The 24925-nt window shown below is 53.4% G+C and carries 23 protein-coding genes; 12 read left to right on the forward strand and 11 right to left on the reverse strand.

Annotated features, from left to right (window positions below; translation table 11 throughout):
* The first annotated feature begins 141 nt into the window (after positions 1-141).
* The 5 genes from lnt to DCC81_RS25515 all read left to right on the forward strand — a co-directional run bounded on the left by lnt (position 142) and on the right by DCC81_RS25515 (position 6712).
* Positions 142-1833: an apolipoprotein N-acyltransferase gene (gene lnt, locus DCC81_RS07175; protein ID WP_108685877.1), complete on the forward strand. Its 1692-nt coding sequence runs from the start codon at positions 142-144 to the stop codon at positions 1831-1833.
* Entirely contained in the window at positions 1784-2599 is an 816-nt protein-coding gene (locus DCC81_RS07180; RefSeq protein WP_108685878.1) for an alpha/beta fold hydrolase, read from the forward strand. Before lnt ends, DCC81_RS07180 begins: the two co-directional genes overlap by 50 nt.
* A gap of 77 nt (positions 2600-2676) precedes the next feature.
* Positions 2677-5244, forward strand: a complete 2568-nt coding sequence (locus DCC81_RS07185; RefSeq protein ID WP_133177584.1) for a PKD domain-containing protein — start codon at positions 2677-2679, stop codon at positions 5242-5244.
* A 143-nt stretch (positions 5245-5387) separates the two neighbouring features.
* Positions 5388-6146, forward strand: a complete 759-nt coding sequence (locus DCC81_RS07190) for an SDR family NAD(P)-dependent oxidoreductase (RefSeq protein ID WP_108685880.1) — start codon at positions 5388-5390, stop codon at positions 6144-6146.
* Positions 6147-6550: 404 nt separating this feature from the next.
* Complete coding sequence (locus tag DCC81_RS25515) at positions 6551-6712, forward strand: hypothetical protein (RefSeq protein ID WP_165806467.1); 162 nt, start codon at positions 6551-6553, stop codon at positions 6710-6712.
* Between the two features lie 71 nt (positions 6713-6783).
* Here DCC81_RS25515 and dprA read toward each other — a convergent pair whose 3' ends face one another.
* Positions 6784-7884: a DNA-processing protein DprA gene (dprA, locus tag DCC81_RS07195; protein ID WP_108685881.1), complete on the reverse strand. Its 1101-nt coding sequence runs from the start codon at positions 7882-7884 to the stop codon at positions 6784-6786.
* A gap of 89 nt (positions 7885-7973) precedes the next feature.
* Between dprA and DCC81_RS07200 the strand changes: the two genes are divergently transcribed.
* Positions 7974-8801 carry a 5'-nucleotidase, lipoprotein e(P4) family gene (locus DCC81_RS07200; RefSeq protein ID WP_108685882.1) on the forward strand — a complete coding sequence of 276 codons (828 nt, stop codon included), beginning with the start codon at positions 7974-7976 and terminating at the stop codon, positions 8799-8801.
* 54 nt (positions 8802-8855) lie between these two features.
* Here DCC81_RS07200 and DCC81_RS07205 read toward each other — a convergent pair whose 3' ends face one another.
* From DCC81_RS07205 to pckA, 6 genes are all read right to left on the reverse strand, one after another.
* Positions 8856-9224, reverse strand: a complete 369-nt coding sequence (locus DCC81_RS07205; RefSeq protein WP_133177586.1) for a hypothetical protein — start codon at positions 9222-9224, stop codon at positions 8856-8858.
* Positions 9225-9274: 50 nt separating this feature from the next.
* A complete protein-coding gene (locus tag DCC81_RS07210) occupies positions 9275-10606 on the reverse strand; it encodes a hypothetical protein (RefSeq protein WP_108685884.1) in 1332 nt (443 codons plus the stop codon).
* 130 nt (positions 10607-10736) lie between these two features.
* Positions 10737-12626, reverse strand: coding sequence for an OmpA family protein (locus tag DCC81_RS07215; RefSeq protein ID WP_108685885.1), 1890 nt, complete (start codon positions 12624-12626; stop codon positions 10737-10739).
* Between the two features lie 143 nt (positions 12627-12769).
* On the reverse strand, positions 12770-13375 hold the full coding sequence (locus DCC81_RS07220; RefSeq protein ID WP_108685886.1) for a 7-carboxy-7-deazaguanine synthase QueE: 606 nt from the start codon (positions 13373-13375) through the stop codon (positions 12770-12772).
* A gap of 96 nt (positions 13376-13471) precedes the next feature.
* Entirely contained in the window at positions 13472-14359 is an 888-nt protein-coding gene (folD, locus tag DCC81_RS07225) for a bifunctional methylenetetrahydrofolate dehydrogenase/methenyltetrahydrofolate cyclohydrolase FolD (protein WP_108686500.1), read from the reverse strand.
* A gap of 107 nt (positions 14360-14466) precedes the next feature.
* Positions 14467-16038, reverse strand: coding sequence for a phosphoenolpyruvate carboxykinase (ATP) (pckA, locus tag DCC81_RS07230; RefSeq protein ID WP_240612920.1), 1572 nt, complete (start codon positions 16036-16038; stop codon positions 14467-14469).
* Positions 16039-16306: 268 nt separating this feature from the next.
* Here pckA and DCC81_RS07235 point away from each other — a divergent pair, with 268 nt between their 5' ends.
* The 5 genes from DCC81_RS07235 (at position 16307) to DCC81_RS07255 (ending at position 21489) form a co-directional block, all read left to right on the forward strand.
* Positions 16307-17599, forward strand: coding sequence for an aminopeptidase P N-terminal domain-containing protein (locus DCC81_RS07235; RefSeq protein ID WP_108685888.1), 1293 nt, complete (start codon positions 16307-16309; stop codon positions 17597-17599).
* 134 nt (positions 17600-17733) lie between these two features.
* Positions 17734-18495: a CDP-alcohol phosphatidyltransferase family protein gene (locus DCC81_RS07240; protein WP_108685889.1), complete on the forward strand. Its 762-nt coding sequence runs from the start codon at positions 17734-17736 to the stop codon at positions 18493-18495.
* A gap of 53 nt (positions 18496-18548) precedes the next feature.
* Entirely contained in the window at positions 18549-18794 is a 246-nt protein-coding gene (purS, locus tag DCC81_RS07245; protein WP_108685890.1) for a phosphoribosylformylglycinamidine synthase subunit PurS, read from the forward strand.
* Positions 18795-18882: 88 nt separating this feature from the next.
* Complete coding sequence (gene rsmI / locus DCC81_RS07250) at positions 18883-19551, forward strand: 16S rRNA (cytidine(1402)-2'-O)-methyltransferase (protein ID WP_108685891.1); 669 nt, start codon at positions 18883-18885, stop codon at positions 19549-19551.
* Between the two features lie 57 nt (positions 19552-19608).
* Entirely contained in the window at positions 19609-21489 is a 1881-nt protein-coding gene (locus DCC81_RS07255) for a M1 family metallopeptidase (protein WP_108685892.1), read from the forward strand.
* 206 nt (positions 21490-21695) lie between these two features.
* On the opposite strand, the gene DCC81_RS07260 is transcribed toward DCC81_RS07255, so the two are convergent.
* The 3 genes from DCC81_RS07260 to DCC81_RS07270 are packed head-to-tail and all read right to left on the reverse strand — an operon-like array spanning position 21696 to position 23068.
* Positions 21696-21905, reverse strand: a complete 210-nt coding sequence (locus DCC81_RS07260) for a hypothetical protein (RefSeq protein WP_108685893.1) — start codon at positions 21903-21905, stop codon at positions 21696-21698.
* 58 nt (positions 21906-21963) lie between these two features.
* Positions 21964-22437 carry a hypothetical protein gene (locus DCC81_RS07265; RefSeq protein ID WP_205686265.1) on the reverse strand — a complete coding sequence of 158 codons (474 nt, stop codon included), beginning with the start codon at positions 22435-22437 and terminating at the stop codon, positions 21964-21966.
* Between the two features lie 43 nt (positions 22438-22480).
* Positions 22481-23068 (reverse strand): RNA polymerase sigma factor, encoded by a 588-nt coding sequence (locus DCC81_RS07270; RefSeq protein WP_240612921.1) that lies wholly within the window; start codon positions 23066-23068, stop codon positions 22481-22483.
* Positions 23069-23320: 252 nt separating this feature from the next.
* Here DCC81_RS07270 and DCC81_RS07275 point away from each other — a divergent pair, with 252 nt between their 5' ends.
* Positions 23321-24250: a cation diffusion facilitator family transporter gene (locus tag DCC81_RS07275; RefSeq protein WP_108685894.1), complete on the forward strand. Its 930-nt coding sequence runs from the start codon at positions 23321-23323 to the stop codon at positions 24248-24250.
* Here the strand turns inward: DCC81_RS07275 and rsmG are convergent.
* On the reverse strand, positions 24247-24885 hold the full coding sequence (gene rsmG, locus DCC81_RS07280) for a 16S rRNA (guanine(527)-N(7))-methyltransferase RsmG (RefSeq protein ID WP_108685895.1): 639 nt from the start codon (positions 24883-24885) through the stop codon (positions 24247-24249). The genes DCC81_RS07275 and rsmG overlap by 4 nt on opposite strands.
* Positions 24886-24925: the final 40 nt, after the last annotated feature.

The raw sequence follows: 24925 nt of genomic DNA on the forward strand, positions 1-24925 counted from the left end.
CTACAAATAATATGCGGTCCCGCATGGCTTTGCCTTGCGGGATTTGTATTTATATATCGAAAAAACCTGTATCCGATGTCTTAACCGGAATTTGTTCAGGCATGGAATGGTTTTTCGGATTTAGGCCATTACTTTTGAAATATGTCATCCCGTTTTCGCTATTTACTGCTTAGTATCCTGGCCGGTATTTTACTTTGGCTGGCCTGGCCCAGCTCACCCGGTACGGTATTCATTTTTGTAGCCCTCACTCCCTTACTCTGGCTGGCAGACCAGGTAAAGAACAAAAAGGCTTACTGGGCCTGGATGTTACTGGCATTCACCATTTTTAACGTGGGTACCACCTGGTGGGTGGGCAATACCACGGTGCCCGCCAGCGGCGTGTTCGCCAATTTATTTACCGCCCTGCTCATGACCATCCCGTTCACTTCTTTTTACGGCGTCCGCAAGCGCCTGGGACGGAACTGGGGCTATGTAGCCCTGGTGGTATACTGGATGACGTTTGAATACGTAAACCTCACCTGGGAATTTGCGTGGCCCTGGCTCAGCCTGGGCAACGCGATGGCCATGCACCCGGATTGGGTACAGTGGTACGAATTTACCGGGGTGGGCGGCGGCACACTTTGGATATTGGTAGTGAATATCATGCTCTATGAATGTTGGCGCGGGCTGCCTGAAATAGATATGAAGTATCTAAAACCCATCCTGGGCCGCCTGTGGAAACCCGCTGTGGTACTGTTTGTGGTGCCTTTTGTGGTGAATATGGCCGCGACCTTTAAGTATACCCCGCCAGTGAAAGCAAGCGGCGTAGAGGTAGTGATCGTACAGCCGAACGTGGATCCCTATGGCAAATTTGGTCCCAATGAAGAGGATGATCAACTCAATAACCTGCTGCAGCTCAGCGCACAGCAGGTAACACCCAATACCCGCTACATCATCTGGCCGGAAACGGCTATCCTCAACGGGCAGATCGCGGAAGAAAGCACGCTGCCATTCAACCCGGTGGTGCAGCGTATCGTGGCATTCCTGAAGCAGCATGCCCCGGGTGCAAAACTTGTCACGGGCGCCACTACCTGGAAGCTATACCCGCCCAATGCGGTGGACGTGCCTTATACGGCACAGCAGCTTCCGCCGGATGGCATCCGCGGGGATTATTTTAACGCAGCCATCCAGGTGGATACCGCCGGCCAGGTGCAGGCTTACCACAAAAGCAAGCTGGTACCGGGGGTGGAGATCATTCCTTACGTAAGATACCTGCCCTTCATGTCCACCTTTGCCCTGGATATGGGCGGCGCCGCCGGCGGATGTGGGCTTACGCCGGGCGTAACATTAATGACAGGCCGTGTTAAACTTCCGGGCACATCCGCTGGTCAAAAGGCAGCTGTGGCGCCGGTGGTGTGTTATGAATCGGTGTTTGGGGAATACATGGCCCGCCAGGTAAGGGAAGGCGCAGATTTTCTGGTGATCATGACCAACGATGGATGGTGGGGCAATACCGAAGGCTATCGGCAGCATTTCAACTATGCAAGGCTAAGGGCCATTGAAACCCGCCACTGGATTGCGCGCAGCGCTAACACCGGCATTTCCGCCTTTATCAGCCCCAAAGGAGAAGTAGTTGATCCACAACCTTATTGGAAAGCAGCCGTGATCAAAAACAACGTAACATTCAGCAACACCAGAACGTTGTATGTGCGGTGGGGCGATTACCTCTACAAAGCCGCAGCCATCTTTTGTATCTTACTGATTATTTACCGCAGTTACCTGCGATTTACCAAACGGCCCGTTTATGTGGAAGAACATCAACCAAAACAAAGCAAAAGGAGCGTATTGGGATGAGGGACAAGGTGAGGTAGTGGTGCTTCTGCACGGTTTTCCGGAGAATAATGAAATATGGGCCAGGCAAACTGGCTGGTTGGCGCAGCATTTCCGCGTGCTGGTACCAGACCTGCCCGGGAGTGGCCGGAGCCCCATCAGTATACCGCTGACAATAGACAGCATGGCGGCCTTTGTAGAGGCCATCCTGCAGCAGGAGCATATCAGCAGCGCCGTGATCATCGGCCACTCCATGGGTGGTTATGTAGGGCTGGCCCTGGCTGCGTTGCAACCTGCACTGGTAAAGGGTTTGGGCCTGTTCCATTCCACTGCCCTGGCAGATACGGAAGAGAAGAAAGAAGCCCGCCGCAAGTCCATTAAGATCATGGAGCAATACGGCAGTGAGGCTTTTGTGCGCCAGGCATTACCGGCCATGTTCAGTGCCGCTACCCGCGCCACCCACCCGGAGCTGGTAGAAGACTACATCCGCATGGGAGCCCAGTGCCGCAAGGAAACACTGATCGCATATTACGAGGCCATGATAGGCCGGCCAGACCGCACGGCCGTGCTGCAGCAAGCCGGTTTCCCGGTGTTGTTCATCATGGGCCGGGACGATACCGCCGTACCCCTGCAAACGATCTGGAGCCAGGTGATAATGCCGGGCACCAGCAACATACAGGTATTAAATGAAACCGGTCATTTGGGTATGTGGGAACAGGCAGATGTGAGTAACCAGGTTTTATACGAGTTCATTACATTCAGCAGCCAACTACATCTCAGTCGCGCATAGTGAAACACATTGTAAGCCTCCTTTTCATCCTTGCCCTGTGCACCGTAGCCAGAGGATCCCATATCATTGGGGGGGAGATGTATTATACTTTTGTGTCTAAAGATGCCAGTGGCAACTACACCTACCGCATTACCCTGAAGCTGTTCCGTGTGTGCGATGTGTCTACCAACGAAAATGGCCTGGCGCCCATGCCGCCGGCCGTAAATTTCCGGGTGTTTGATAAAGGAACAAACCTGCAGGTAGGAGACGATTTTTATGTAGGCCGGACCAGCATGGACCAGAAGTCCATGGTATCCAAAGATCCCTGCATGGTGAACCCGCCCGCCGTTTGTTTCCAGATCGGTACCTTCACTACTACGGTCACCGTGCCTACTAATCTACAAGGCTACGTCGTTGCGTTCCAGGCCTGCTGCCGCGATGAGAATATGGCAAACATACAGCTGGAAACCCAGCCCGGTGGCCAGCGTGGCACCGGTGCTACTTATTTTACAGAGCTACCGGGTACTGCTACCGGGGTATTGGGCGATAATAGCCCCGTGTTTGATAAGGACTCTGCCATCATTGTATGCGCCGGTAAGAATTTCGTATACCCGTTCACCGCTACAGACCCGGATAAAGACAGCCTGGTGTACAGCTTCTGCGATGCTTACAAAGGTGGTCACGCTATCAGCAACAAGAACGCTGTACCAGATCCGGCAGATCCGCCCCCTTACCAGACCGTAGGTTATTATTACCCTTACAGCGGCGGAGCCCCATTGGGCCCGCAGGCTACCATAGACCCGCATACCGGCGTGATCACCGGCGTGGCGCCCAATGCCGGCAAGTATGTAGTAACGGTATGTGTAAGTGAATACAAGAATGGGCAGCTCATCGGCGTGCATCACAAAGACTTTCACATTACCGTGACCACCTGTATAAAATATGTGGATGCCGTAACGCCGGATAAGTATACCCGCTGTGATGGGCTGACCATCAACTTCCTCAACAGCAGTACCCTGGGCAAAAAATACTTCTGGGATTTTGGAGATGGAGACACCCTGTCCACTTACAGTACAGACCCGTTGCCCCATACTTACAAAGTGGCCGGCACCTATAAAGTAAAGCTGGTGGTGGATCCGGGAAATCCCTGCTACGACAGTACCACCTCCACGGTGTACGCTTACCCGCAATTCTTTCCCAGCCTGGGCTTCCAGGGGTTGTGTACGCAGTTTCCCACCCAGTTCAATAACACGTCTACCACTAACAATGCGAGTGATAACGTAGCCTATTCCCGCTGGGACTTTGGCACCGGCGTGGCCGGCGATACGTCCTTGTTGGCCAATCCCTCGTTCCAGTTTCCCGGCAAGGGAGATTATACCGTAACATTGCTGGTACGCACCAAGCAGGGATGCGAACAAACGCTCACACAAAAAGTATCTATCTACGATAATCCGCCGCTTACCGCCACCGGCGATACGGCCATGTGCTACAAAGACGCGCTGACACTGCAGGCCACCAGCACTGTGCCGGGTACCTACAGCTGGCAGCCCCTGTATAATATTGTGAATGAGAACACCGCCTCACCTACCGTGAAACCCGCGCTGGACACGGCTTACATTGTAACCTTCACCGACCGGCAGGGCTGCACCGCCACGGCCCGCACCGCCATTGACGTAAAGACAAACCTGGCTGTAACAGCACCTAACGACAGTACCATTTGCACCGGCGATAAAGTGCACCTGCATGCCACTGCCGATGGGCCTTATGCATATACCTGGCTGGAAATGCCCGGTAGCCGCAACATTGGTACCGGTTCAGACCTGGACGTAACCCCCGATCCGCCGGTAGAACATTATGAAGTACTGGCTACACTGGGCACTTGCTCCGCTACCGCCCAGGTAACGTATACCAGCGTAAACCCGCCCCTGGCAGATGCCGGCCCCGATACCACCATTTGCTATGGTACGCCTGCACTGCTGCATGCCACCGGTGGCACCACTTACCGCTGGGCCCCTGCGGCATTGCTGAACAGGTCCAATGCGGCAGATGTAAAAGCATACCCCGAGAACACCTACCATTTCATAGTAACGGTAACGGATACACTGGGTTGCCCGCGCCCTGTAAGTGATACCATGCTGGTAACCGTGGTGCCCCGGATCGATGCCTTTGCAGGGAATGACACTATTGCGGTAATGGGCCAGCCCTTCCAGTTGCACGGCTCCGGGAATGGCGCTATCCGTTACCAATGGACGCCGCCCGACTGGCTCACTAACCCCAATATTGCCAACCCCATCACGAACAGTGTGAAGGATATCCGCTATACGCTCACGGTGTATACCAAGGAAGGGTGTACTGACCAGGATGATATACTGGTGCGCTTTATGGTGGGCCCCAATATTTATGTGCCCAATGCATTTTCTCCAAACGGTGATGGCCGGAATGATTTGTTCTTCCCCATTCCCGTGGGCATCCTGCATATCCAGTATTTCAGTATTTACGATCGTTGGGGCAATGAAATGTTTTCTACCAATGAATACATGAAAGGCTGGGATGGCAATTACCGGGGCCGTGCCGCCAATGCAGGTACTTACGTGTGGATGGTAAGGGGCGTGGACCAGAATAACCATACGGTGATGGAAAAGGGCACGGTGTCTTTGATCCGGTAGGGAGGAGGGAAGATCCGGCCCTGTAAAACACACAGCAGGCGTTATCCCGGAATACAATAATTTTGTAAGCTCCTGCAGGGCAGGGGCTTTTTCTTTTAAAGGGCAACCCATAATTTCCCACTCACTATAAAAAATCTTTGAGCATGGCAATCGCATTAATTACAGGAGCAACGGCAGGTTTCGGAAAGGCATGTGCAGAAAAATTTGCTGCAGCCGGGTATGATCTCATTATTACCGGCCGCCGCGCGGAACGCCTCACCGGGCTGCAAGCCGCGCTGGAAAGCCAATACAAGATCAAAGTGCTGCCCCTTGCATTTGATGTGCAGGACCAGCAGGCGGTTTTCAGCATCCTGGGTGGCATAGCCCCGGAGTGGCAGGCGGTAGACATCCTGGTAAATAATGCCGGTGGCGCCCAGGGCCTCAGCCCCATCCAGGACGGCAACCTGGACGACTGGAACACCATGATAGATACCAATGTAAAAGGCCTGCTGTATGTATCGCGGGTAGTAATGCCCTGGATGGTGGCCCGCCAGCAGGGGCATATCTTTAACATCGGCTCCATTGCAGGTAAGCAGGTATATGCCAATGGTAACGTGTACTGTGCCTCCAAAGCCGCTGTGGATGCTATTTCCCAGGGTATGCGCATTGACCTGCTGCCCTATGGCATTAAGGTAACCGGCGTGCACCCCGGGGCTGCGGAAACAGAATTTTCCCTGGTGCGTTTCAAAGGGGATGAGGAAAAGGCCGCCAATGTGTACAAAGGCCTTACGCCCCTTACCGCGGAAGACATTGCAGACATTATTTTCTATTGTGCCCGGCTGCCCAGGCACGTGTGCATTAACGACCTGGTGGTAACCCCTTTGCAACAGGCCAATGCCTTTTACTATGACAGGAGAGGCTGATATCCCTGCCGGGACGGGTAGGTGCATTGATCACCGGTTACAGGATATTTCGCCATTAAGGCACGAAAAGCTAATGCGCTTGTCCCCGCAACAGATAACACATTCATTTACCCCCTTTAGCGGGCAGCCCTGCATCAAACGGCGGCTGTCCGCTGAATTTTAACACACATGTGTTATATAACGAATATGATTATTTTCTATATTTGAATTCGTTACTACTATCCGGAAATGAAGGGGCTTGGAGCCCGCCTATGAAAGCCAATTGAGAAGACCGATAGCCACAAGCGGCTAAAACCCTGTCCCAACTAACTGACCGGCATTGTCGTAACCACCACTTGACCATACTAACTAACTAACTATTTTACGGGTTTACTATTCTATCCTATAACTACAACCATATCCCTATGTTTACATTCACTACCGTTTACCTGATGCGTCTTTATTATCCCAAGTGGAAAGCACAATGGCGTGAGCACGTTGCTGACAATCGTAAGCATTCCTACGGCCGCTGGGCTAAAAAACAGGAATGGCAGGAAAGCAGGTCTTTTGCTTTCGGCTTTAACTGAAATGTAGAACAAGACTTTATAGCATAAAGCTCCGCACCGCAGCGGGGCTTTTTGTTTTGGGGGCCATCCTCCTACGCCATCGCATAATACTGGCCCGGCAGGCTCCGGATCACGCACTGCATTTCCAGGCTAAGCACTGCATTGGCCACTTCGCTATTAGGAAGCGTAGAACTTTTGAATAACTCATCAATATGCCGGGGCTGCTGCCCGCTGAAAAGCTCCACCACCGCGCGTTCCGTACTATTCAAAGCCACGAATAAAGCGGGCTGCACCACCGGCTGTGGTTTGGGCAAATGCCAGCCCAGGGCTTCAATGATGTCCTGGGCGCAGGTAACCAGCTGCGCCTTGTTACTGCGCACCAGCGCCAGGCAGCCTGCGGATTGTACATCACTCATGCGGCCCGGCACGGCCAGCACATCCCGGTTATAACTGAAGGCAATATCTGCAGTGATCAAAGAACCGCCCCTGCTCCCGGTTTCAATGACCAGCGTAGCCGCCGTGAGGCCGGCTACAATGCGGTTTCGTTTTGGGAAGTTCTGCTTGTCAGGAGCAGTGCCGCTCATGAAATCAGAGAGCAGGGCCCCGCCGGCATGAGCCATCTGCCGGGCCACGGGGATATGCTCCACGGGGTAAATGCGATCCAGGCCATGCCCCAGCACCCCAATGGTAGGCAGCCCATGCTCCAGGGCCGCCCGGTGGGCAATGACATCAATGCCATATGCCATGCCACTCACAATGGTAACGCCCAGGGGAGCCAGACCGGCTATCAGCGCTTCGCAGGTGGCCCGCCCGTATGGCGTGGGCTGGCGCGTGCCAATAACACTGATCATGCGGGGGGCATCCAGGGAAGCTGCGCCCTTCTTGTATAACAGCACCGGCGCATCATAGCACTGGCGCAGGCGCTCAGGGTAAGCGGCATCGGTATAAAAGATGGGCTGTATGTGGAAGCGCTCCAGGAAAGAAAGTTCTGCCTCAATGGGCCCGTAATTGTTGAATTGTGTAATTTGTAGCGCCCTGGAGCGGCCCACCTCGGGGATTTCGGCCAGCTCGCGCAAGCGCGCCTGGAACAGGGCCTTGGCACTGCCAAAATGATCTATCAGTCTTTTGGCCAGTACATCGCCAATATGGGGTATCTGGGTGAGGGCTATCTGGTGTATGAGTTCCTGGGTCATGGCTAACACATTCCCACTAATTTACACCCCTCTCCCCGGTCCTGAAAATCCCTTCAACACATTAACACTAAATTTACAAATTCGCAAACATGCTTATCAAACGTCTCCTGCTCCCTGCTGCTGCCTGCTTCTTTTTTATGGCCTGCCATACTACCAGGCAAAGTACCACTGCCATGCAGCCCGCCACCACAGCGCATTCTACAGTGCTGCAACCTTATGGCCCTGCATGGGCTGCCCTCTGGCAACAACAGGCCGGCGAGTATAAAGCACTTTGTTTGCAGGCCTACCAAATGGCCGCCCTGCGCATAGACGAAGACCTGCAGCAGCCGCATAACAAGCCCCTGGCAGTGGTCACAGATATTGATGAAACAGTGCTGGACAATAGTCCCAACACCGTGCATCAATCCCTGCAAGGTAAAGGGTATACACAGGCAGACTGGGAAGCATGGACGGCCAAAGTGGATGCAGACACGGTGCCCGGTGCGCCCACGTTTTTCAGATACGCCGTATCAAAAGGGGTGGATGTGTATTACATCACGAACCGTGTAGAAACGGAACGCGCCGTAACCCTGCAAAACCTGCAGCGCTGGGGTTTTCCGCAGGCTACTGATGATCACCTGGTACTGCGCACCAATACCTCCAGCAAGGAAGCCCGCCGCCAGGCCCTGGCGCAAACGCACGACATCATTATGCTGGTGGGCGATAACCTCAGTGATTTTTCTGCGGCCTTTGACGAGCAACTGCCGGATGCCCGCCTGCAGGCCGTGCACAATAACGCAGCCGAATTTGGGAAACGCTTCATCGTGCTGCCCAACCCCATGTACGGTGATTGGGAAAGTTCCCTGTATCATTTCCAGAATGGGCTGAGCACACAACAAAAAGATTCCATCCTGCGCAGCAGCCTGCGTAATTACTAGATAAAAGCCGATCTAAGAAAAATGCGCCTCCAAGCATGCTTGCAGGCGCATTTTTTATGGTATTACTTCCAGGAAGGCAGGTGTTGCAGATGGATTATCAGTGAGGATCTGCACAATTTTGTGATGCATATCCGTAGCCACCGCAAACGTAGGCCATGCATAGTTTTCAGGTTGTGGCTCCCGCCGGCCGCTGGCGTCGTCTTTCTCAAACGTGGTGTTAAACAGGTCCATCCGGCTTAGTATGCCCTCATCCGTTACCACCCCGTTAAATGCTGTCATTACAATGTAGGTATAACCTTGCCGGGCCACTTCATTTTCCAGGCTGTATTCTTCCGGGGCGCCGCTGGCTACCCATGCGGTATAGTCTTCCGCTGATGTGGCCACCGGTTTGCCGGATTCCAACTTAAAATACTGCGTATCCATATCCGTTTTTTATGACCGATAGCCACATGAATCGTGCCGGGCCGTGCCGTTTATTGCCACCAAAGTACCGGCGCGTTGCTGCCCGCCCTGAACGGTTTTTGATCCGCAGGAGCGGTAAGTTGCGAAGGGAAGGCACTTACCGTAAGCTGTGTTACCTGCGCGGTAAGGTCCGTTACGCTGGAAAACAGGCTGGTGTTGGGTTGCGGCGTAGTGATGTTGCTGAAGCAGGTGTTGATCAGGGCTGCTTCTGCCGTTGTAAAGCCGGCATTATTCTGCAGGCGGATGGCACCAAAATTATTGGCTTGCCCCACTACCACGTTCGCATAAGAATGGGCGATCAGGGTCTGGTGGGTATTATCTACCAGTACATTGCCGGAAATGCCGCCACCGGTTTGGGTAAGCGCGGCGAAGTTGGCATAGCAAAGGTCAATCCTGCCATTGCTGCCGCGGTTCACTCCTGCAATGCCGCCCACCATTTGCCCCTGCAACGTACCATTGAAGGCGCAGGCGATGATATTACCATAATTAGCGCCCACAATGCCGCCATTGTAAGAAATAAGACTGCCGCTTACCACGATCTTGCCATCCACCGAACAACCTACAACTGTACCATGATTGGTAGCGGCTATACCGCCGGAATACCCGTCGGACGTGGAGTTGGAGCCGTCTGTAGAAAACTTCAGGCGCACATTCTTCACGGTGGCAAGCGTATCCACGATCTGGAACAGGCCCAGTTCATTGCCACCAAATTGCGTGTTCGGATCAGCATAAAAGCTCACGTTACTCAGCGTTTTACCATTGCCGTCATAGGTGCCCCTGAAAGTGGCCCACACCGCGGAGCCGTAATGGTGCAGGTTTTGAAGCTGTGCAAGGTCAGGGAAGGCAATATCTGCCTGCTGGATGTAAGCGCCATTCAGGTCGTATGCTATGCCGTGTATATCTGCATAGGTGCGGATGTTGTACTGATCTTTAAGCGTCGTTGCACTGGCCCTGGTACTGTCTGAAAATGCAATGTTCAGCGTAAGGGTGCCATCATTGTAGACCTGCAAAAAGTGCGTGAAGTCCAGCGTGTCCACACCACGGATGTCCAGTGCGCCTTTGCCCTGCACCATCTTTTGTCCATCCTTGAGGCCATTGCTGCCGGTGATGGTATACGTATACCCGATGTTGGGCCGCCCCCCGGAAATAGGGATCACCACCTGGCTGTCCTGCAGGGCGCCTGCACCATAGCGGGTCAGCGGGAATTTAAACTGTGCGTTATAGCCATGGGAGCTGGTATCAACCGTAACAGGGGGCGCAGGTTTGGTTGCTTCTTTTTTGGAACAGGCCCAGAAAGATACAGGGAGCAGCAACAAGCCGGCGTAGCGCAGGAGGGTTTTCATATGGTTAAATGTAAGGACCCAAAAATAACGAATATATTTTATATTATTTTTATGTGTTTTGCCCGCAAAAAGCCCCGGCCTGGTTACTGGCCGGGGCTTGATATGGGAGTCATTAGCCGGAAGTTACCCGCTATTTCACACCCGTGATCTTCACTTCTGTGCGGCGGTTCAGGGCCTTGCCTTCTTCTGTGCTGTTATCCGCAATGGGCTTGGTTTCCCCATAGCCCCTGGCTTGCAGGCGGCTGGCGGCAATACCTTTTTGTTGCAGGTAGTCCACCACCGCTTTGGCGCGGTTTTCAGACAGCAGCAGGTTGTCCTTGTCGCTGCCCACATCATCCGTATGCCCGCTGATCTCTATCTGCAGGCTGGGATTGTCCTGCAGCAGTTTTACCAGGCGGTCCAGCTCCGGCAGGGAGCCGGGTTCCAGGGTGTAAGCCTTGTTGGCAAAGAAGATATTGTGCAGCACCGTTACGGCATTGGTCTCTATGGGCTGCAGGGGAATGTTCCGGGTGCTGGGCGTATCTGCTTTTGCATCATGCAGGGAGAAGTTGCCGGAGTAGAACAGGTAGCCTTGTTTATGCACGTTGAAAGCGTAATTTTTCCCTACGGGCAATGGTACCAGGTAGTTACCATCCGCATCGCTTTTTACACTGGCCGTCACCAGGCCTGTTTGCAGGTCTATCAGGTCCAGCGTAGCCTGCAGGTGGGCGTTGGTCTTCACATCATACACAAAACCTTTTACGTACAGGGTCTGCAAAGGCCTTGCCTCCGGGTACAGTTCAAAACTGTAAATATCCAGCGCACCGTGGCTGTCATAACGGTCAGAGGCAAAGAAAGCCGTTTTACCATCTGCGGCTACGAAGAGGCTTGCATCTTCATCAATGGTGTTGATGGGATAGCCCAGGTTCACGGGCTTGCCCCAGCTGCCGTCTGCCTGGCGGCGGGCATAAAAGATGTCCATGCCGCCATAGCCGGGATGCCCGTTGCTGGCGAAGAACAGCGTTTGGTTATCTGCATGGATGAAGGGGGTGGTTTCATCGTGCGGGGTGTTGATGTTGCTATCCAGCCGCTGTGGCGTGCCCCAGCTGCCGTCTGCCTGGCGTTGCGACATGAAGATATCATAGCCGGCATCCTGGGTTACGCGCGTAAAATAAAGCGTGTTATTGTCAGGGGAGAGGCAGGGCTGGGAGTCCCAGCCACGGCCGTTTACAGGGGCTCCCAGGTTTTCCGGGGCGCTCCATCCGCCATCTTTATTGCGGGTGCTGAAATACAGGTCGCAACTGCCTTTCCCGTTTGGAAAATCACAGCCGGTGTATACCAGCATGCTGCCATCCTGCGAGATGTTCTGCGCCCCTTCATTAAACTCCGTATTGATAGGTGCGCCCATATCTTTTGCAGGTGCCCAGCTGTGGGATACGCTGTCCCACTGGGAGATATAAAAATCTTCATTGCGCCCGTTCACCCGGCGGGTGAATACCAGCGTTTTGCCATCAATGGTTACAGAAGGAAAGTACTCGGGGTCTTTGGAGTTGATATTGGTGCCCAGGTTATGTGGCTGGAAAGGCACGTTGGTGGCAGATTGTACGGCAAATTCAAAATTGGCCTTCAATGATTTTGCCAGTGGGCTGGGATGTGTGGCAGCATATTGATCTACAATGGCCAGTGCTTCGGCAAACTTACCGGTGCCCCCCAGGGCGCGCGCATAGGGCAGCATTACCGGGCCCAGGCCGTTAGGGTCCAGGTTTTTCAGCTTTTCAAATGCCTTGATAGCATTGGGATAATCTTTAAGCTCGGAGTAGGTGAGGCCCATCTGCCCGTAAGCATCGGCAAAGTTGGGCTCCGTTTTCAGGGCGTCCTCCAGGTATTTGAGCGCCTGCGTTGCCTGGTAATTGCGCATGGCATCAATGGCCTGGTCAAAGCTGGCTTTCGCCTTCTTTTTAGCCGTTTCATAGGTAACCACCTGCGCATGCAGTGTAGCGGTAAAGGCCAGTAGCAAGGAAAGCAGAACGGGCTTTTTCATAGAGAAATTTGTATTAGGTAGTATGTAGCAGGTGCCAGGTATTGATCCCCGGGATATTAACGTTCCCAAATATGCATTTAATATTTTGGAATCACGTTTATCGGTCGCCTTTTACTTGCTGCTTACTACCTGATACAAAAAAATCAGGGCACGTTGATGTACTTATGTGTTTGCAGGGACAATTGCCACTGCGGGTGGGCTTTGATGTAGTCTACAATGAGGGGAGTCATGGCATCTGCCTTGCTCCATTCCGGCTGCAGGTACAGCTTGCAATGGGGGCCGGCCAGTGCGGCGTGTTCTTCCGCCCAGGCAAAATCAGATTTATTGAAAACAACCACTTTCAGTTCATGGGCCGCCACGCTCACCTCGGGCAGGGGTGCCTTGAATTTCTTGGGAGAGAGCGTGATCCAGTCCCAATGCCCGCTGAGCGGGGAGGAGCCGGATGTTTCCATGTGGGTGCGGAAACCGGCAGCATGCAGGGCGTCGCACAGGGCGTCCAGGTTATGGAGCAGCGGTTCCCCGCCTGTGATCACGGCCAGCCGGCCCGGGTGGGCAGCGGCTTTGGCCACGATAGCATCGATCGCAATGCGCGGATGTTTGCTTTCGTCCCAGCTTTCTTTCACATCACACCAGTGGCAGCCTACGTCACAGCCACCCAGGCGCACAAAGTAAGCCGCCTGTCCCTGGTACATGCCTTCCCCCTGCAGCGTATAAAAATCTTCCATCACCGGGAGTGCAAGCGTCGTCATAATGTATAATTTTTCGTGCAGCGTGCAGCGTACAATGACCGCGCATCTTCAGGTACAGCCCTTGCCGGTACGTTGTACGCTGTACGTTGTACAATTTTAATTCAATTTCACCTTCTCCCCCTGCGATGCATAGTAAGTGTTCTTCAGCAGGGCTGCGATGGTCATGGGACCTACGCCGCCGGGCACCGGGGTGATGAAGCTGGCCTTTTCCTTAACAGCAGCAAAGTCCACGTCACCTACCAGGCGGCTGCCGCTCTTTTTGGTAGCATCGGGAATGCGGTTGATGCCCACGTCAATGATCACGGCACCTTCTTTTACCATGTCTGCAGTTACAAAGTTGGGACGGCCAATGGCGGCTACTATGATATCTGCCTGCAGGCAAAGTTCTTTTAAATTGTGGGTGTGGGAGTGGCAGATGGTCACCGTGCAGTTACCGGGATAAGCATTGCGGCTCAGCAGCACGCTCATGGGCGTACCTACAATATGGCTGCGACCTATCACCACGGCATGTTTGCCTTTGGTGGGGATCTGGTAATACTCCAGCAGCAGCATAATGCCATATGGTGTAGCGGGAATGTAAGTAGGCAGGCCGCTTACCATTTTGCCCACGTTCATGGGATGGAAACCGTCCACATCTTTACCCGGGTCAATGGTATTGATCACCAGTTCTTCGCTGATGTGTTTGGGCAGGGGCAGCTGCACCAGGATGCCGTCAACATCAGGATTTTCGTTCAATGCGATGATCTGGTCCAGCAGGTGTTTTTCGGAGATCTGTGCGTCAAAGCGCAGCAGGGTGGAGTTGTAGCCGATCTCAGCGCAGGATTTAACCTTGGAGGCTACATAAGTTTCACTGGCGGGATTATCGCCTACCAGGATAGCTGCGAGATGGGGAACCTTTTTGCCCAGGGCTTTTAATTCCAATACTTTCTCTGCCAGCTGCGTTTTTATCGTCTCTGAAACGAGTTTACCATCTATAATTTGCATGCGCAAAGGTACCATTTTTCCCATAAAAAATCCGCCCCCAAAAGAGGGCGGAAGCTTTTCGTGGAACAAAATAACCTTTGATAAATGGAACCTATAAAGGACAAACGTTATATCCGGGGCGCGGCAGCCAGGATCTCCGGCGGCGTCAGCGCGGCGTATTTTTCAAAATTTTCGTTGAACAGTTGGGCCAGGGCCTGTGCCTGCCGGTCGTAGGCGGCTTGGTCTGCCCAGGTGTTGCGTGGGTCCAGCAGCGTTTCCGGTACGCCGGGGCAGGCTTCCGGCATGTTAAAGCCAAAGCGCGGATCTTCCTTGTAGGCAATGCCGTCCAGCTGGCCGGCCAGGGCTGCAGTGATCATGGCGCGGGTGTAAGCCAGTTTCATGCGGGTGCCTTGTCCGTAAGCACCACCGGTCCAGCCGGTGTTTACCAGCCATACGTTCACTTTTTGTTTGCGCATGCGCTCACCCAGCATTTCCGCATAACGGGCGGGGTGCAGCGGCAGGAAAGGGGCGCCAAAGCAGGCACTGAAGGTGGCTTTCGGCTCCTTTACCCCGGCCTCTGTGCCCGCCACGCGGGCGGTGTAGCCGGAAATGAACTGGTACATGGCCTGTTCCACGCTCAGTTTGGAGATAGGAGGCAGCACGCCGTAAGCATCGCAGGTGAGGAAGAAAATATGCTTGGGCTGGTTGCCGATGGAAGGCTCCAGGGTGTTATCAATAAAATGCAGGGGATAGGATACGCGGGTGTTTTCGGTGATGCTCTTATCTTCGAAATTCACGCGGCAGGTGCCGGCGTGGCACACTACGTTTTCCAGCAAGGCCCCATCGCGGATGGCCTGGAAGATCTGTGGCTCTTTTTCAGCGCTGAGGTCAATGGTCTTGGCGTAGCAGCCCCCTTCAAAATTGAAGACGCTGTTGCTGGTCCAGCCATGTTCATCATCGCCAATGAGCTTACGCTCCGGATCCGCGCTCAGCGTGGTTTTACCGGTGCCGCTCAGGCCAAAGAAAATAGCGGTGTGGCCATCCTTCCCCTGGTTGGCAGAGCAGTGCATGCTCAGCACATTTCTTTCCTGGGGCAGTATGTAATTGAGGATGGTGAAAATGCCCTTTTTGATTTCCCCGGTATAGGCGGTGCCACCTATCAGGATCATTTTTCTGGTGAAACTCACCATGGCAAAGTTAGACTGGCGCGTGCCGTCCGTTGCGGGATCGGCCAGGAAGCCGGGGGCCTGTATCACGGTCCAGTCGGGGTAACTGTACTCCAGTTCTTCTTCCGTGGGGCGGAGGAACATGTTGTAGGCGAACAGGTTGGCCCAGGGGTGTTCCGTGATCACTTTGATGTTGATCCGGTGCTCCGGTGCGGCGCAGGCATAACAATCGCGCATCCATACTTCTTTCCCGGAAAAATACCGGGCCATCCTCCGTTCCATGTGGTCAAACACCGCCGGTGTAATGGGAATGTTGAAATCATTCCAGTGCACGGTGTCGGCAGTGCGTGCGTCTTTGACAATGAATTTGTCTTTGGGGGAACGGCCGGTAAATGCTCCGGTGTTGATCATGAGGGCGCCGGAATCGGCCAGTACGCCCTGTTTACGGGCAAGTGTCTGCGCAATTAGCTCTTCAGGAGGCAGTTGATAGTAGAGTTGCGTTACATTCTCTATGCCCAGCTCCTGCAAGTCCATGGTTGGGTTCTTTATACTTCCAAGCTGCATAAAGAAAGATTGTTTTGGTGTAAGGGCAAATCTAGTGGATTTTTAATTCTGTCAAATTATTTGGGTGTTAATCCAATAAAAAATATGATTTTTGACTCTTTTAAGCTTTTAAATTTGAAAATATTCAATTTAGATCGGTTGCGGTGCTAAATTCATCTAAATATTTTAGCACTTTGCCCGTTTCGCTGATTTGTACTAGGTTTGGCGTCCGCCAGATCACTTTCAAAAAACGCATTCAATGAAACATTTGCCGCTGGACCCACAGTTGTTTATTAAGAATCGTCAGCGCTTTGTGGCTAAAATGTTGCCGCAGTCCATCGCTATTTTCAACTCAAATGATGAGCTGCCTACCAACGGGGACGCACTCTTCCCCTTTAAGCAGAACTCAGACCTGTACTGGCTTACCGGCATCCAGCAGGAAGATACCATGCTCGTCCTCTTCCCAGACAACCCCGATCCCAAGTACCGCGAGGTGCTGGTGCTGGTGCGCCCGGTGGAATTGAAAGAAAAATGGGATGGCCGTCGCCTGCGTAAAAATGAAGCCACCGCTATCTCCGGCATCCAGACCATCATCTGGCTGGATATGCTCGATGGCCTGTTGCAGCCATGGATCCACGAGGCCGTAAACATTTACCTGAACAGCAATGAGAACAACCGCCGCCATAACCGCGTGCCCGTGCGGGACGACCGCTACGCCGTGGAGCTGAAGGCAAAATTCCCCCTGCACAATTACCTGCGCGCCGCTGCCATCCTGAAGGTGCTGCGCGCGGTGAAAACACCGGAAGAAATTGTGGTGATGCAGCAGGCCATGGACATTACAGAAAAGGCTTTCCGCCGTGTGGCGCAATTTATCCGCCCCGGCGTGTGGGAGCACGAAATACAGGCAGAGATCCTGCACGAGTTCCTGCGCAACCGCTCTGCCGGTGAGGCTTACGGCTCCATCCTGGCCAGCGGCGACCGTGCCCGTACCCTGCACTATGTATCCAACAACGAGCAGTGCCTGGACGGGGAACTGATCCTCATGGACTTTGGCGCGGAATACGGTGGGTACAATGCAGACCTGACCCGCACCGTGCCGGTAAATGGCAAGTTCTCCCCCCGCCAGCGTGCCGTGTACGACGCCTGCCTGCACATCCATAACTTCTGCAAATCCTTCCTGCGCCCCGGTATCAAGATCGCTGAATACCATGAGCAGGTGGGCATTGAAGCCGGTAAGCAGTTTGTAAAACTGGGCCTGCTGAAGCAAAGCGACATTGACAACCAGGACCCGGAAAACCCGGCCTACCGCAAATACCTGTACCACGGCATTTCCCATCACCTGGGTGTGGATGTGCATGACCTGGCCCCATCTTTCTACCAGCCCCTGGAAGAAGGCGCTGTGCTCACCGTGGAACCGGGCATTTACATTGAAGAAGAACAGATGGGCATCCGCATTGAGAACAATATCTGGATCAAGGCGTCCGGCAATGTGGACCTGATGAAGAATATACCCATCACCGCCGATGAGATTGAAGCGGCGATGAAGCATTAAATACTTTTCCTTGCGGGAAAAATGAAAATGGCGAAAGGCGTAAGGTCTTTCGCTATTTTTTTGGCGGCCTTGGATTATATTAACAAAATTTCCATCTTACATTCAATTCGCTCTCATGGGGCGATGCAGCACTTATGAAGCAAATTCCCAACATCCTTACTTTAGGAAATCTTTTTTGCGGCGCCCTGGCGATCATTTTCATCCTCAACGCCCCGCAATACATAGCGCAATTCAATGACGTGGACTTTGGCGTTACCGCACCGGAACCCGTGTACTGGGCCTCCGCCATGCTGGTGCTGGCCGCGGTATTTGATTTCCTGGATGGCCTGGCCGCCCGCGCCCTGGGCGTACAAAGCCCCATGGGTAAGGAGCTGGACAGCCTGGCAGATGTGGTGAGCTTTGGGCTGGTGCCGGGCATGATCCTTTTCCGCATGCTGCGCATTGCCTACATGCAAACGGAAGAAGTGTACAGCATGAACTACGTGCTGCTGGCACCTGCTTTACTGGTTCCGTGTTTTGCGGCATACCGCCTTGCAAAGTTCAACCTGGATACCCGGCAAACGGAGCACTTCATTGGTGTGCCCACACCCGCAGTAGGCCTGCTGGTGGCCAGTTTCCCGCTGATCATGCTTTTTAACCCGTATAACCTCGGGCATTATTTCCTGAACTACTGGCTGCTTTACGCGATCATTGCGGTGCTGTGTTACCTGATGGTGGCAGAGATCCCCATGCTCAGTTTCAAATTCAAGGGCCTGAAGGACAAGAACAACCTGCCCCGCATTATTTTAGTGGTGGGCACTGCTGCCTCCATACCCTTGCTGGGCTTTGCTTCCGTGCCTTTTGCTTTTGTGCTGTACGTGATCCTCTCGCTGGTATTCAAACCGAAATCAATTTAAGAACCGGACAATTCAACCATTTTTTGTAGGTTTGCGTCAAATTTTTACAGATCATGACATTTACTGCACATATCAATGTGATGCCGCTGAAGGAACTGCTGGACCCCCAGGGAAAAGCTGTAATGGGAGGACTGAAAAACCTGGGCATCAGCCAGGTGCATGATGTGAGGATAGGCAAACATATCACTTTGCAGATTGAAGCCGCTTCTGCTGAAGAAGCCAAAACACTGGCCGAAACCGCTTGCCAGAAACTGCTCGCCAACCAGGTGATGGAGTCATTCGAAGTAAGCATCGCATAATATTTCGAAACGTATTTAAATGGTTAAAGGTAAGTCCCACCCCGCGTGGGAGGCGCCTTTAACCATTCACTTTTTAAAATCTTCCCGGATGAAACTTTATCTCATTCCATCACCCATTGGCAACCTGGCAGACATTACTTACCGGGCCGTGAAAGTGCTGGAAGAATCAGACCTCATCCTGGCCGAAGATACCCGTACTTCTGGTGTATTGCTCAAGCATTATAACATCCAGACGCCGATGACCGCTTATCACCAGCACAATGAGCACAAGGTGCTGCAACACCTGGTGCAGCAGCTGCAAGGCGGCCGGCAAATGGCCCTGCTCACGGATGCCGGCACCCCCGGCGTATCCGACCCGGGCTTCCTGCTGGTGCGCGAGTGTGTACGCGCCGGTATACCAGTGGAATGCCTCCCCGGCGCCACCGCGTTTGTGCCCGCCCTGGTAAACAGTGGCATCCCCATGAACCGCTTTTCCTTTGAAGGCTTCCTGCCCCTGAAAAAAGGCCGACACACCCTGCTCACCCAACTCAGTACGGATGAACGTACCATGGTGTTTTATGAAAGCCCCATGCGCCTGGTAAAAACCCTCGATGACTTTATCCAGTATTTCGGGCCGGACCGCCAGGTGAGCGTAAGCCGGGAGCTCACCAAGATGTTTGAAGAGAACAAACGGGGCACCCTGCAGGAAGTGCGCGATTATTTTAATGAAAAAGGTGTGAAGGGCGAGATCGTGATCGTGCTGGCGGGGAAGGAGTAGGAACAAGATTACTTTTTTCCTACTTTTAGCGGCACTAAACCGCTTAACAAAATAGGAATGAGCAATTTTCTGAAACAGGGACTGGCCCTTGCCGCCCTCACATCCGCCAGCCTGGTGACCCATGCGCAGGCAGACCGTTGGCAGCAGCATGTGCACTACAAAATGAATGTGACCGTGGATGCTAAAGCCCACACCTTTACCGGCACCCAGCACCTGGAGTACACGAACAACTCGGAAGATACCCTCAAGAAAGTTTTCTATCACCTTTACTGGAATGCATTTCAGCCCGGTAGTGAAATGGATGTGCGCAGCCGCGAGCTGGGTAAGATCCGCCTGCCAAATGGCCGCCAGGACTGGGATGCCCGTGTGAAAGACCGCATCTTTAACCTGAAGCCCAATGAAATTGGCTACCAGCGCGTGTCTGGCTTTAAATATGATGGCCGCCCCCTGGCAACAAAAACCGTGGGCACTATCCTGGAAGTAGTGCTGGACAAGCCGCTGCTCCCGCACAGCAAGGCCACTTTTGACCTCAGTTTTGAAGCCCAGGTGCCCGTGCAGATCCGCCGCAGTGGCCGTGATAACCGCGAAGGCGTGGACTATTCCATGTCACAGTGGTACCCGAAAATGTGTGAATATGATTACGAAGGATGGCATGCCACCCCTTACATTGCCCGTGAGTTTTATGGCGTGTGGGGCGATTATGATGTGCACATCACCATTGATAAAAAATACGTACTGGCCGGCACCGGCTACCTGCAAAATCCCGCGGAAATCGGCTACGGGTATGAATCAGCAGGCATGAAGGTGAAGCGCCCTGCGGGCAGTACGCTCACCTGGCATTTCCTGGCGCCCAATGTGCATGACTTTGTATGGGCCGCAGACCCGGAGTACAAGCACCTGAAAACCCAGGTGGATGGCCCCGATGGCTTCACCGCCCACTTCTTTTTCCTGCCCAATGATACCACCAATGTAAGCTGGCCGGAGCTGGTGCGCCGCGTGCCCATTGCTTACGAGTACATCAAGGCGCATTACGGCGCTTACCCATACAAGCAATATTCCTTTATCCAGGGTGGCGATGGCGGCATGGAATATCCCATGGCCACCCTCATCCTGGGCAATGGCAAGCCCGATGGTCTTTATGGCGTGGCGATGCACGAATGGATGCACAGCTGGTACCAGGGCATGTTTGCCACTAATGAAAGCCTGTACCCCTGGATGGACGAAGGCTTCACCACCTTTGCAGAAAATAATGTCGTCTACCACACCACGGATTCCCTGAAGGGCCGCTGGCCTTTACAGGACACCTACCGCAGCTATTTTTACCTGGCTGCCTCCGGCCTGGAAGAGCCCATGAGCACGCACGCAGACCATTACAATACTAACTTTGGCTACAGCCTCACGGCCTATTCCAAAGGCGCCACCTTCCTGGAGCAACTGGGCTACGTGATAGGCGCCCCCGCGCGCGATGCAGGTCTGCTGCGTTATTACCGCACCTGGCGCTTCAAGCACCCCAATCCCAATGACTTCATCCGCGTGATGGAGCAGGAGAGCGGCCTGGCGCTGGACTGGTACAAACAATACTTCGTGTACTCCACCAAGCATATTGATTACGGGATTGACAGTGTGTATGCAAAGGATGGTAAAACCGTGGTGCGCCTGCGCCGCATTGGCCTGTTCCCCATGCCCATAGACCTGGTGGTGACCTCCAGGCAAGGCACGCCCGTGATGCACTACATTCCGCTCACGCTCATGTATGGCAACAAACCCAACGAGTATCCCGGCATGCAGCGCGTGATCCACGATGGATGGCCCTGGGTTAACTATACTTACGATGTAGAGATAGACGCTCCCCTGGAAAGCCTTGCCAGCATTGAGATAGATCCCAGCGGCCGCCTGGCGGATGTGGACAGGAGGAATAACAGGGCGGTATTGCAGTAAAAATTGTACAACGTACAACGTACAACGTACAACGTATTTTAAATATAAAATCCCCGCACCATGTGGTCCTGGTGCGGGGATCTCTTTTTGTGGGTGGTGCCTCTTTCCATGGCTTTGTGTGGTCCCATAGCCCTGGCGTTTGCGCTGTGTTCATGGTACGTTGTACACCGTACAGCGAGAAGCGCCCTGCCACATTTATTCAGTCACTATTCCAACACTGCGCATTCATATCCTTCCTGTTTTACGAAAGCAATGACGGCTGCCTCCTGCAGTTGCAGGGCTTCTATGCGCAGTACCTTGTCGCAGTCATCGAGATCCACGTGGCAGGACAGTACACGGAACTGGTCTTGCAGGGCATTAACAATGTGTTGCCGTTCATCGCTCGTATTGATATTGGTTTTGAATACACTAATCATAACAGTCAGGTTTTAGAATGGAGGAAGTGTTGGGCAGTAGTGTTATTGTAAACTGGTTTTATGCCATATCACTGCCGGGCTCCGGGGGCGGTTCGGGGCCGCGGCGGGTGTCGTTGTAGCCGGGATCATGGTAGCCCCGGTGGCGTTCGCGGGCACGGGCACTCTCCCGGGAACGGTCTGCGTCGCGGAAGGGCCCACCTTCGCGGAAGCGGCTGCCGCAGCGGCGGAAGGCGTCCCGCATTTTTTCCTTGTCTTCTTCACTCATGTGCTCCAGGCGGCTGCGCATCTTCTCGCGCCAGTGCTCACGGCCTTTCCAGCCCCAGGGGCCGCCCTTGCCACCGCTGAGCAGCAGTTTGCTCAGCACAAACAGGCCAAAGGCTTGCCAGAAGGTGATCTGCGGGCCATGAAAGAGTTCCGGCACCAGCCAGTTCCAGAGTGACATCACCACCAGTCCTATCACGGCCACGAAGGCCACGATGCAGAGGAGGATCTTAATTGCTTTCCTGGCTTTCCAGCCACGTTCATATCTCATGATTTATATTTTTAAAAGTAAAGGGTAAATATGGCGCTGCGGATCAGTTGTCCTGCAGCTCCTGGTACAGATCGGCCAGGCGCTGGCGCAGGTATAGCACTGCATAGCGTTTGCGGCTCAGCAGCGTGTTAACGGAAACCCCGGTATCGGCGCTCATTTGTTTGAATGATTTTCCTTCCACCTCATGCTGCAGGAACACGGTGCGTTGTTCTTCCGGCAGCTCTTCAATGGCCTCCATAATGCTTTCCAGCAGCAGCTTGCGCAGCATGGGCCCGTCGGCCCCGGTGCCGGCATCGGCCAGCAGTTCTTCCAGGAAAAAGCTTTCTTCCCCATCCTTTTCCTTCACGTGATCGGAAAAGGTGGATTCGCGCTTCTTGCGGAACCAGTCCGTAATGCGGTTACGCGTCACCGCAAAAAGCCAGCTGGTGATGGAATCTACCTGGGCGCCCAGGCGTAAATACTCGGTAAACTGGTAAAAAACATCCTGCAGGATATCTTCCGCATCGGCCACATTCTTCACCCGCTTCCGGATAAATTGCAGCAACCGCTTTCGCTCCTGCTGCACCGTAGCCTGGATACGATCATTCTGTTCCCGCGACATGGGCATGTTTGTGAGGGCCAATTCTTTCATCGTAATAAGGAAGACGAACGATAAAGCCCCATATTTTAAGATGATGGAAAAAAGTTAAACGTTATCCCTTAAAGATACGTCGCCGCCGGGCCTGGTAATTGTTTTTCAATGCATTGCGAAATAATTATATCCGGTAGGCTGTTTATCCTTAATTATTAACGATTGTCAGTTAACAATTAATGGCCCTTCTTTTTGCCGCACGGTTGCATTTTTAGAAAAATCCGGCCCCGGAATTTAATTTATTTTTACCGCATGGCACACGATCATGATCACGACCACGGGCATGGGCACCACCACCATGCGGTTATTCCGGCAAATGGGCATTTGAATAAGGCATTCATTATTGGCATCATGCTCAACCTGGTATTTGTAGCGGTAGAGTTTGGCGCAGGCTTTTTCAGTAGTTCCCTGGCCCTTATTTCCGATGCGGGGCATAATCTCATGGATGTGGCCAGCCTGGGCCTGTCCCTGCTGGCTTTCCGCCTGGCCAAGGTGAAGCCCAATGAGACCTTTACATATGGGTACCGTAAAAGCACGGTGCTGGCTTCTATGTTCAATGCCATTATTTTATTGGTGGGGATGGGCTTTGTAGCCTATGAGGCCATTGTGCGCATTGGCACGCCGGAAGTGGTGAAAGGCAATGTGGTGGCCATTGTGGCTGCTATTGGGATCGTGGTGAATGCTACTACTGCCCTGCTTTTTTTCCGGGATAAGGAACATGATCTGAATGTAAAGGGCGCGTACCTTCACATGGTGGCGGACGCCCTGGTATCGCTGGGGGCCGTGATCACGGGTATTGTCATCATCTTCACCGGCTGGTACTGGCTGGATGCCGTGATCAGCATTGTGATCATCGTGGTGATCGTGATCAGCACCTGGCACCTGCTGAGCGCCAGCCTGAAACTGGCTATGGACGCAGTGCCCGCGGGTATTGAAATGGAAAAGGTAAAAGCCTGCGCCTTGAAGATCCCCGGCATCAAAGCCATCCACCACATTCACATCTGGGGGATGAGCACCACTGAAAATGCGCTCACTGCCCGGCTCCTGGTAGACGGAACCCTGAACATGGAGCAGGTGGAAAACATCAAAAACACCTTCCGCCACGAAATGCTGCACCTCAATATACAGCATGTAACCCTGGAGACGGAACTGCACCTGAACAAAGAAGCGTGCTGTGATTAGTTCTTCACGTACACCACGTATTTCTCTTTAAAATAATCCTCGGGGAAGAGGTCGTAAATGTGGGTGAGTACCGGGCGGGTGCCACTCATGGAGATCTCTTCATGAAGGTCGCCACCCTTGAGGCAAATGAGCCCGGGTCGGTGTATGGACGGATCGTTGACAGAGCGGTTGCTGGACTTCACCAGGGGCTTGCTCCAGCGCCAGAGATCCGCCAGGGGCGCTACTGCCCGCGATACCACGAAATCAAACTTGCGGTTCTTGATCTCCTCCACGCGGCTGTGTGCCGTGGTTACATTCTGCAACCCCAGTGCCGCAGCTACTTCCTGTACTACTTTTATTTTCTTGCCAATGGAATCTACCAGGTGGAACTGCACATTGGGAAAAAAGATAGCCAGCGGGATGCCCGGGAACCCGCCACCCGTGCCCAGGTCGAGGATCTGTGAGCCGTCAGCAAAATCATGCTCCGCTGCAATGCTCAGCGAATGCAGCACGTGCTTTTCATACAGCGCATCAATATCCTTGCGGGAGATCACATTGATCTTTTCATTCCATTCCTGGTAAAGCCCCGCCAATGCCTGCAACTGCTGCATTTGCGCCGGCGTGAAATCGTCGAAGTACTTGAGGATGATGTCCATGGGCGCAAAGGTAAATTAAATTGTCCTAGGTCTTAGGTCT

The sequence above is a fragment of the Chitinophaga parva genome (assembly GCF_003071345.1).
In the GTDB taxonomy this organism is placed as follows: domain Bacteria; phylum Bacteroidota; class Bacteroidia; order Chitinophagales; family Chitinophagaceae; genus Chitinophaga; species Chitinophaga parva.

Coding starts and splice junctions, on each gene's coding strand:
- lnt (WP_108685877.1), top strand. CDS start 142: ATGTCATCCCGTTTTCGCTATTTACTGCTTAGTATCCTGGCCGGTATT.
- DCC81_RS07180 (WP_108685878.1), top strand. CDS start 1,784: ATGTGGAAGAACATCAACCAAAACAAAGCAAAAGGAGCGTATTGGGAT.
- DCC81_RS07185 (WP_133177584.1), top strand. CDS start 2,677: ATGTATTATACTTTTGTGTCTAAAGATGCCAGTGGCAACTACACCTAC.
- DCC81_RS07190 (WP_108685880.1), top strand. CDS start 5,388: ATGGCAATCGCATTAATTACAGGAGCAACGGCAGGTTTCGGAAAGGCA.
- DCC81_RS25515 (WP_165806467.1), top strand. CDS start 6,551: ATGTTTACATTCACTACCGTTTACCTGATGCGTCTTTATTATCCCAAG.
- dprA (WP_108685881.1), bottom strand. CDS start 7,884: ATGACCCAGGAACTCATACACCAGATAGCCCTCACCCAGATACCCCAT.
- DCC81_RS07200 (WP_108685882.1), top strand. CDS start 7,974: ATGCTTATCAAACGTCTCCTGCTCCCTGCTGCTGCCTGCTTCTTTTTT.
- DCC81_RS07205 (WP_133177586.1), bottom strand. CDS start 9,224: ATGGATACGCAGTATTTTAAGTTGGAATCCGGCAAACCGGTGGCCACA.
- DCC81_RS07210 (WP_108685884.1), bottom strand. CDS start 10,606: ATGAAAACCCTCCTGCGCTACGCCGGCTTGTTGCTGCTCCCTGTATCT.
- DCC81_RS07215 (WP_108685885.1), bottom strand. CDS start 12,626: ATGAAAAAGCCCGTTCTGCTTTCCTTGCTACTGGCCTTTACCGCTACA.
- DCC81_RS07220 (WP_108685886.1), bottom strand. CDS start 13,375: ATGACGACGCTTGCACTCCCGGTGATGGAAGATTTTTATACGCTGCAG.
- folD (WP_108686500.1), bottom strand. CDS start 14,359: ATGCAAATTATAGATGGTAAACTCGTTTCAGAGACGATAAAAACGCAG.
- pckA (WP_240612920.1), bottom strand. CDS start 16,038: ATGGACTTGCAGGAGCTGGGCATAGAGAATGTAACGCAACTCTACTAT.
- DCC81_RS07235 (WP_108685888.1), top strand. CDS start 16,307: ATGAAACATTTGCCGCTGGACCCACAGTTGTTTATTAAGAATCGTCAG.
- DCC81_RS07240 (WP_108685889.1), top strand. CDS start 17,734: ATGAAGCAAATTCCCAACATCCTTACTTTAGGAAATCTTTTTTGCGGC.
- purS (WP_108685890.1), top strand. CDS start 18,549: ATGACATTTACTGCACATATCAATGTGATGCCGCTGAAGGAACTGCTG.
- rsmI (WP_108685891.1), top strand. CDS start 18,883: ATGAAACTTTATCTCATTCCATCACCCATTGGCAACCTGGCAGACATT.
- DCC81_RS07255 (WP_108685892.1), top strand. CDS start 19,609: ATGAGCAATTTTCTGAAACAGGGACTGGCCCTTGCCGCCCTCACATCC.
- DCC81_RS07260 (WP_108685893.1), bottom strand. CDS start 21,905: ATGATTAGTGTATTCAAAACCAATATCAATACGAGCGATGAACGGCAA.
- DCC81_RS07265 (WP_205686265.1), bottom strand. CDS start 22,437: ATGAGATATGAACGTGGCTGGAAAGCCAGGAAAGCAATTAAGATCCTC.
- DCC81_RS07270 (WP_240612921.1), bottom strand. CDS start 23,068: ATGAAAGAATTGGCCCTCACAAACATGCCCATGTCGCGGGAACAGAAT.
- DCC81_RS07275 (WP_108685894.1), top strand. CDS start 23,321: ATGGCACACGATCATGATCACGACCACGGGCATGGGCACCACCACCAT.
- rsmG (WP_108685895.1), bottom strand. CDS start 24,885: ATGGACATCATCCTCAAGTACTTCGACGATTTCACGCCGGCGCAAATG.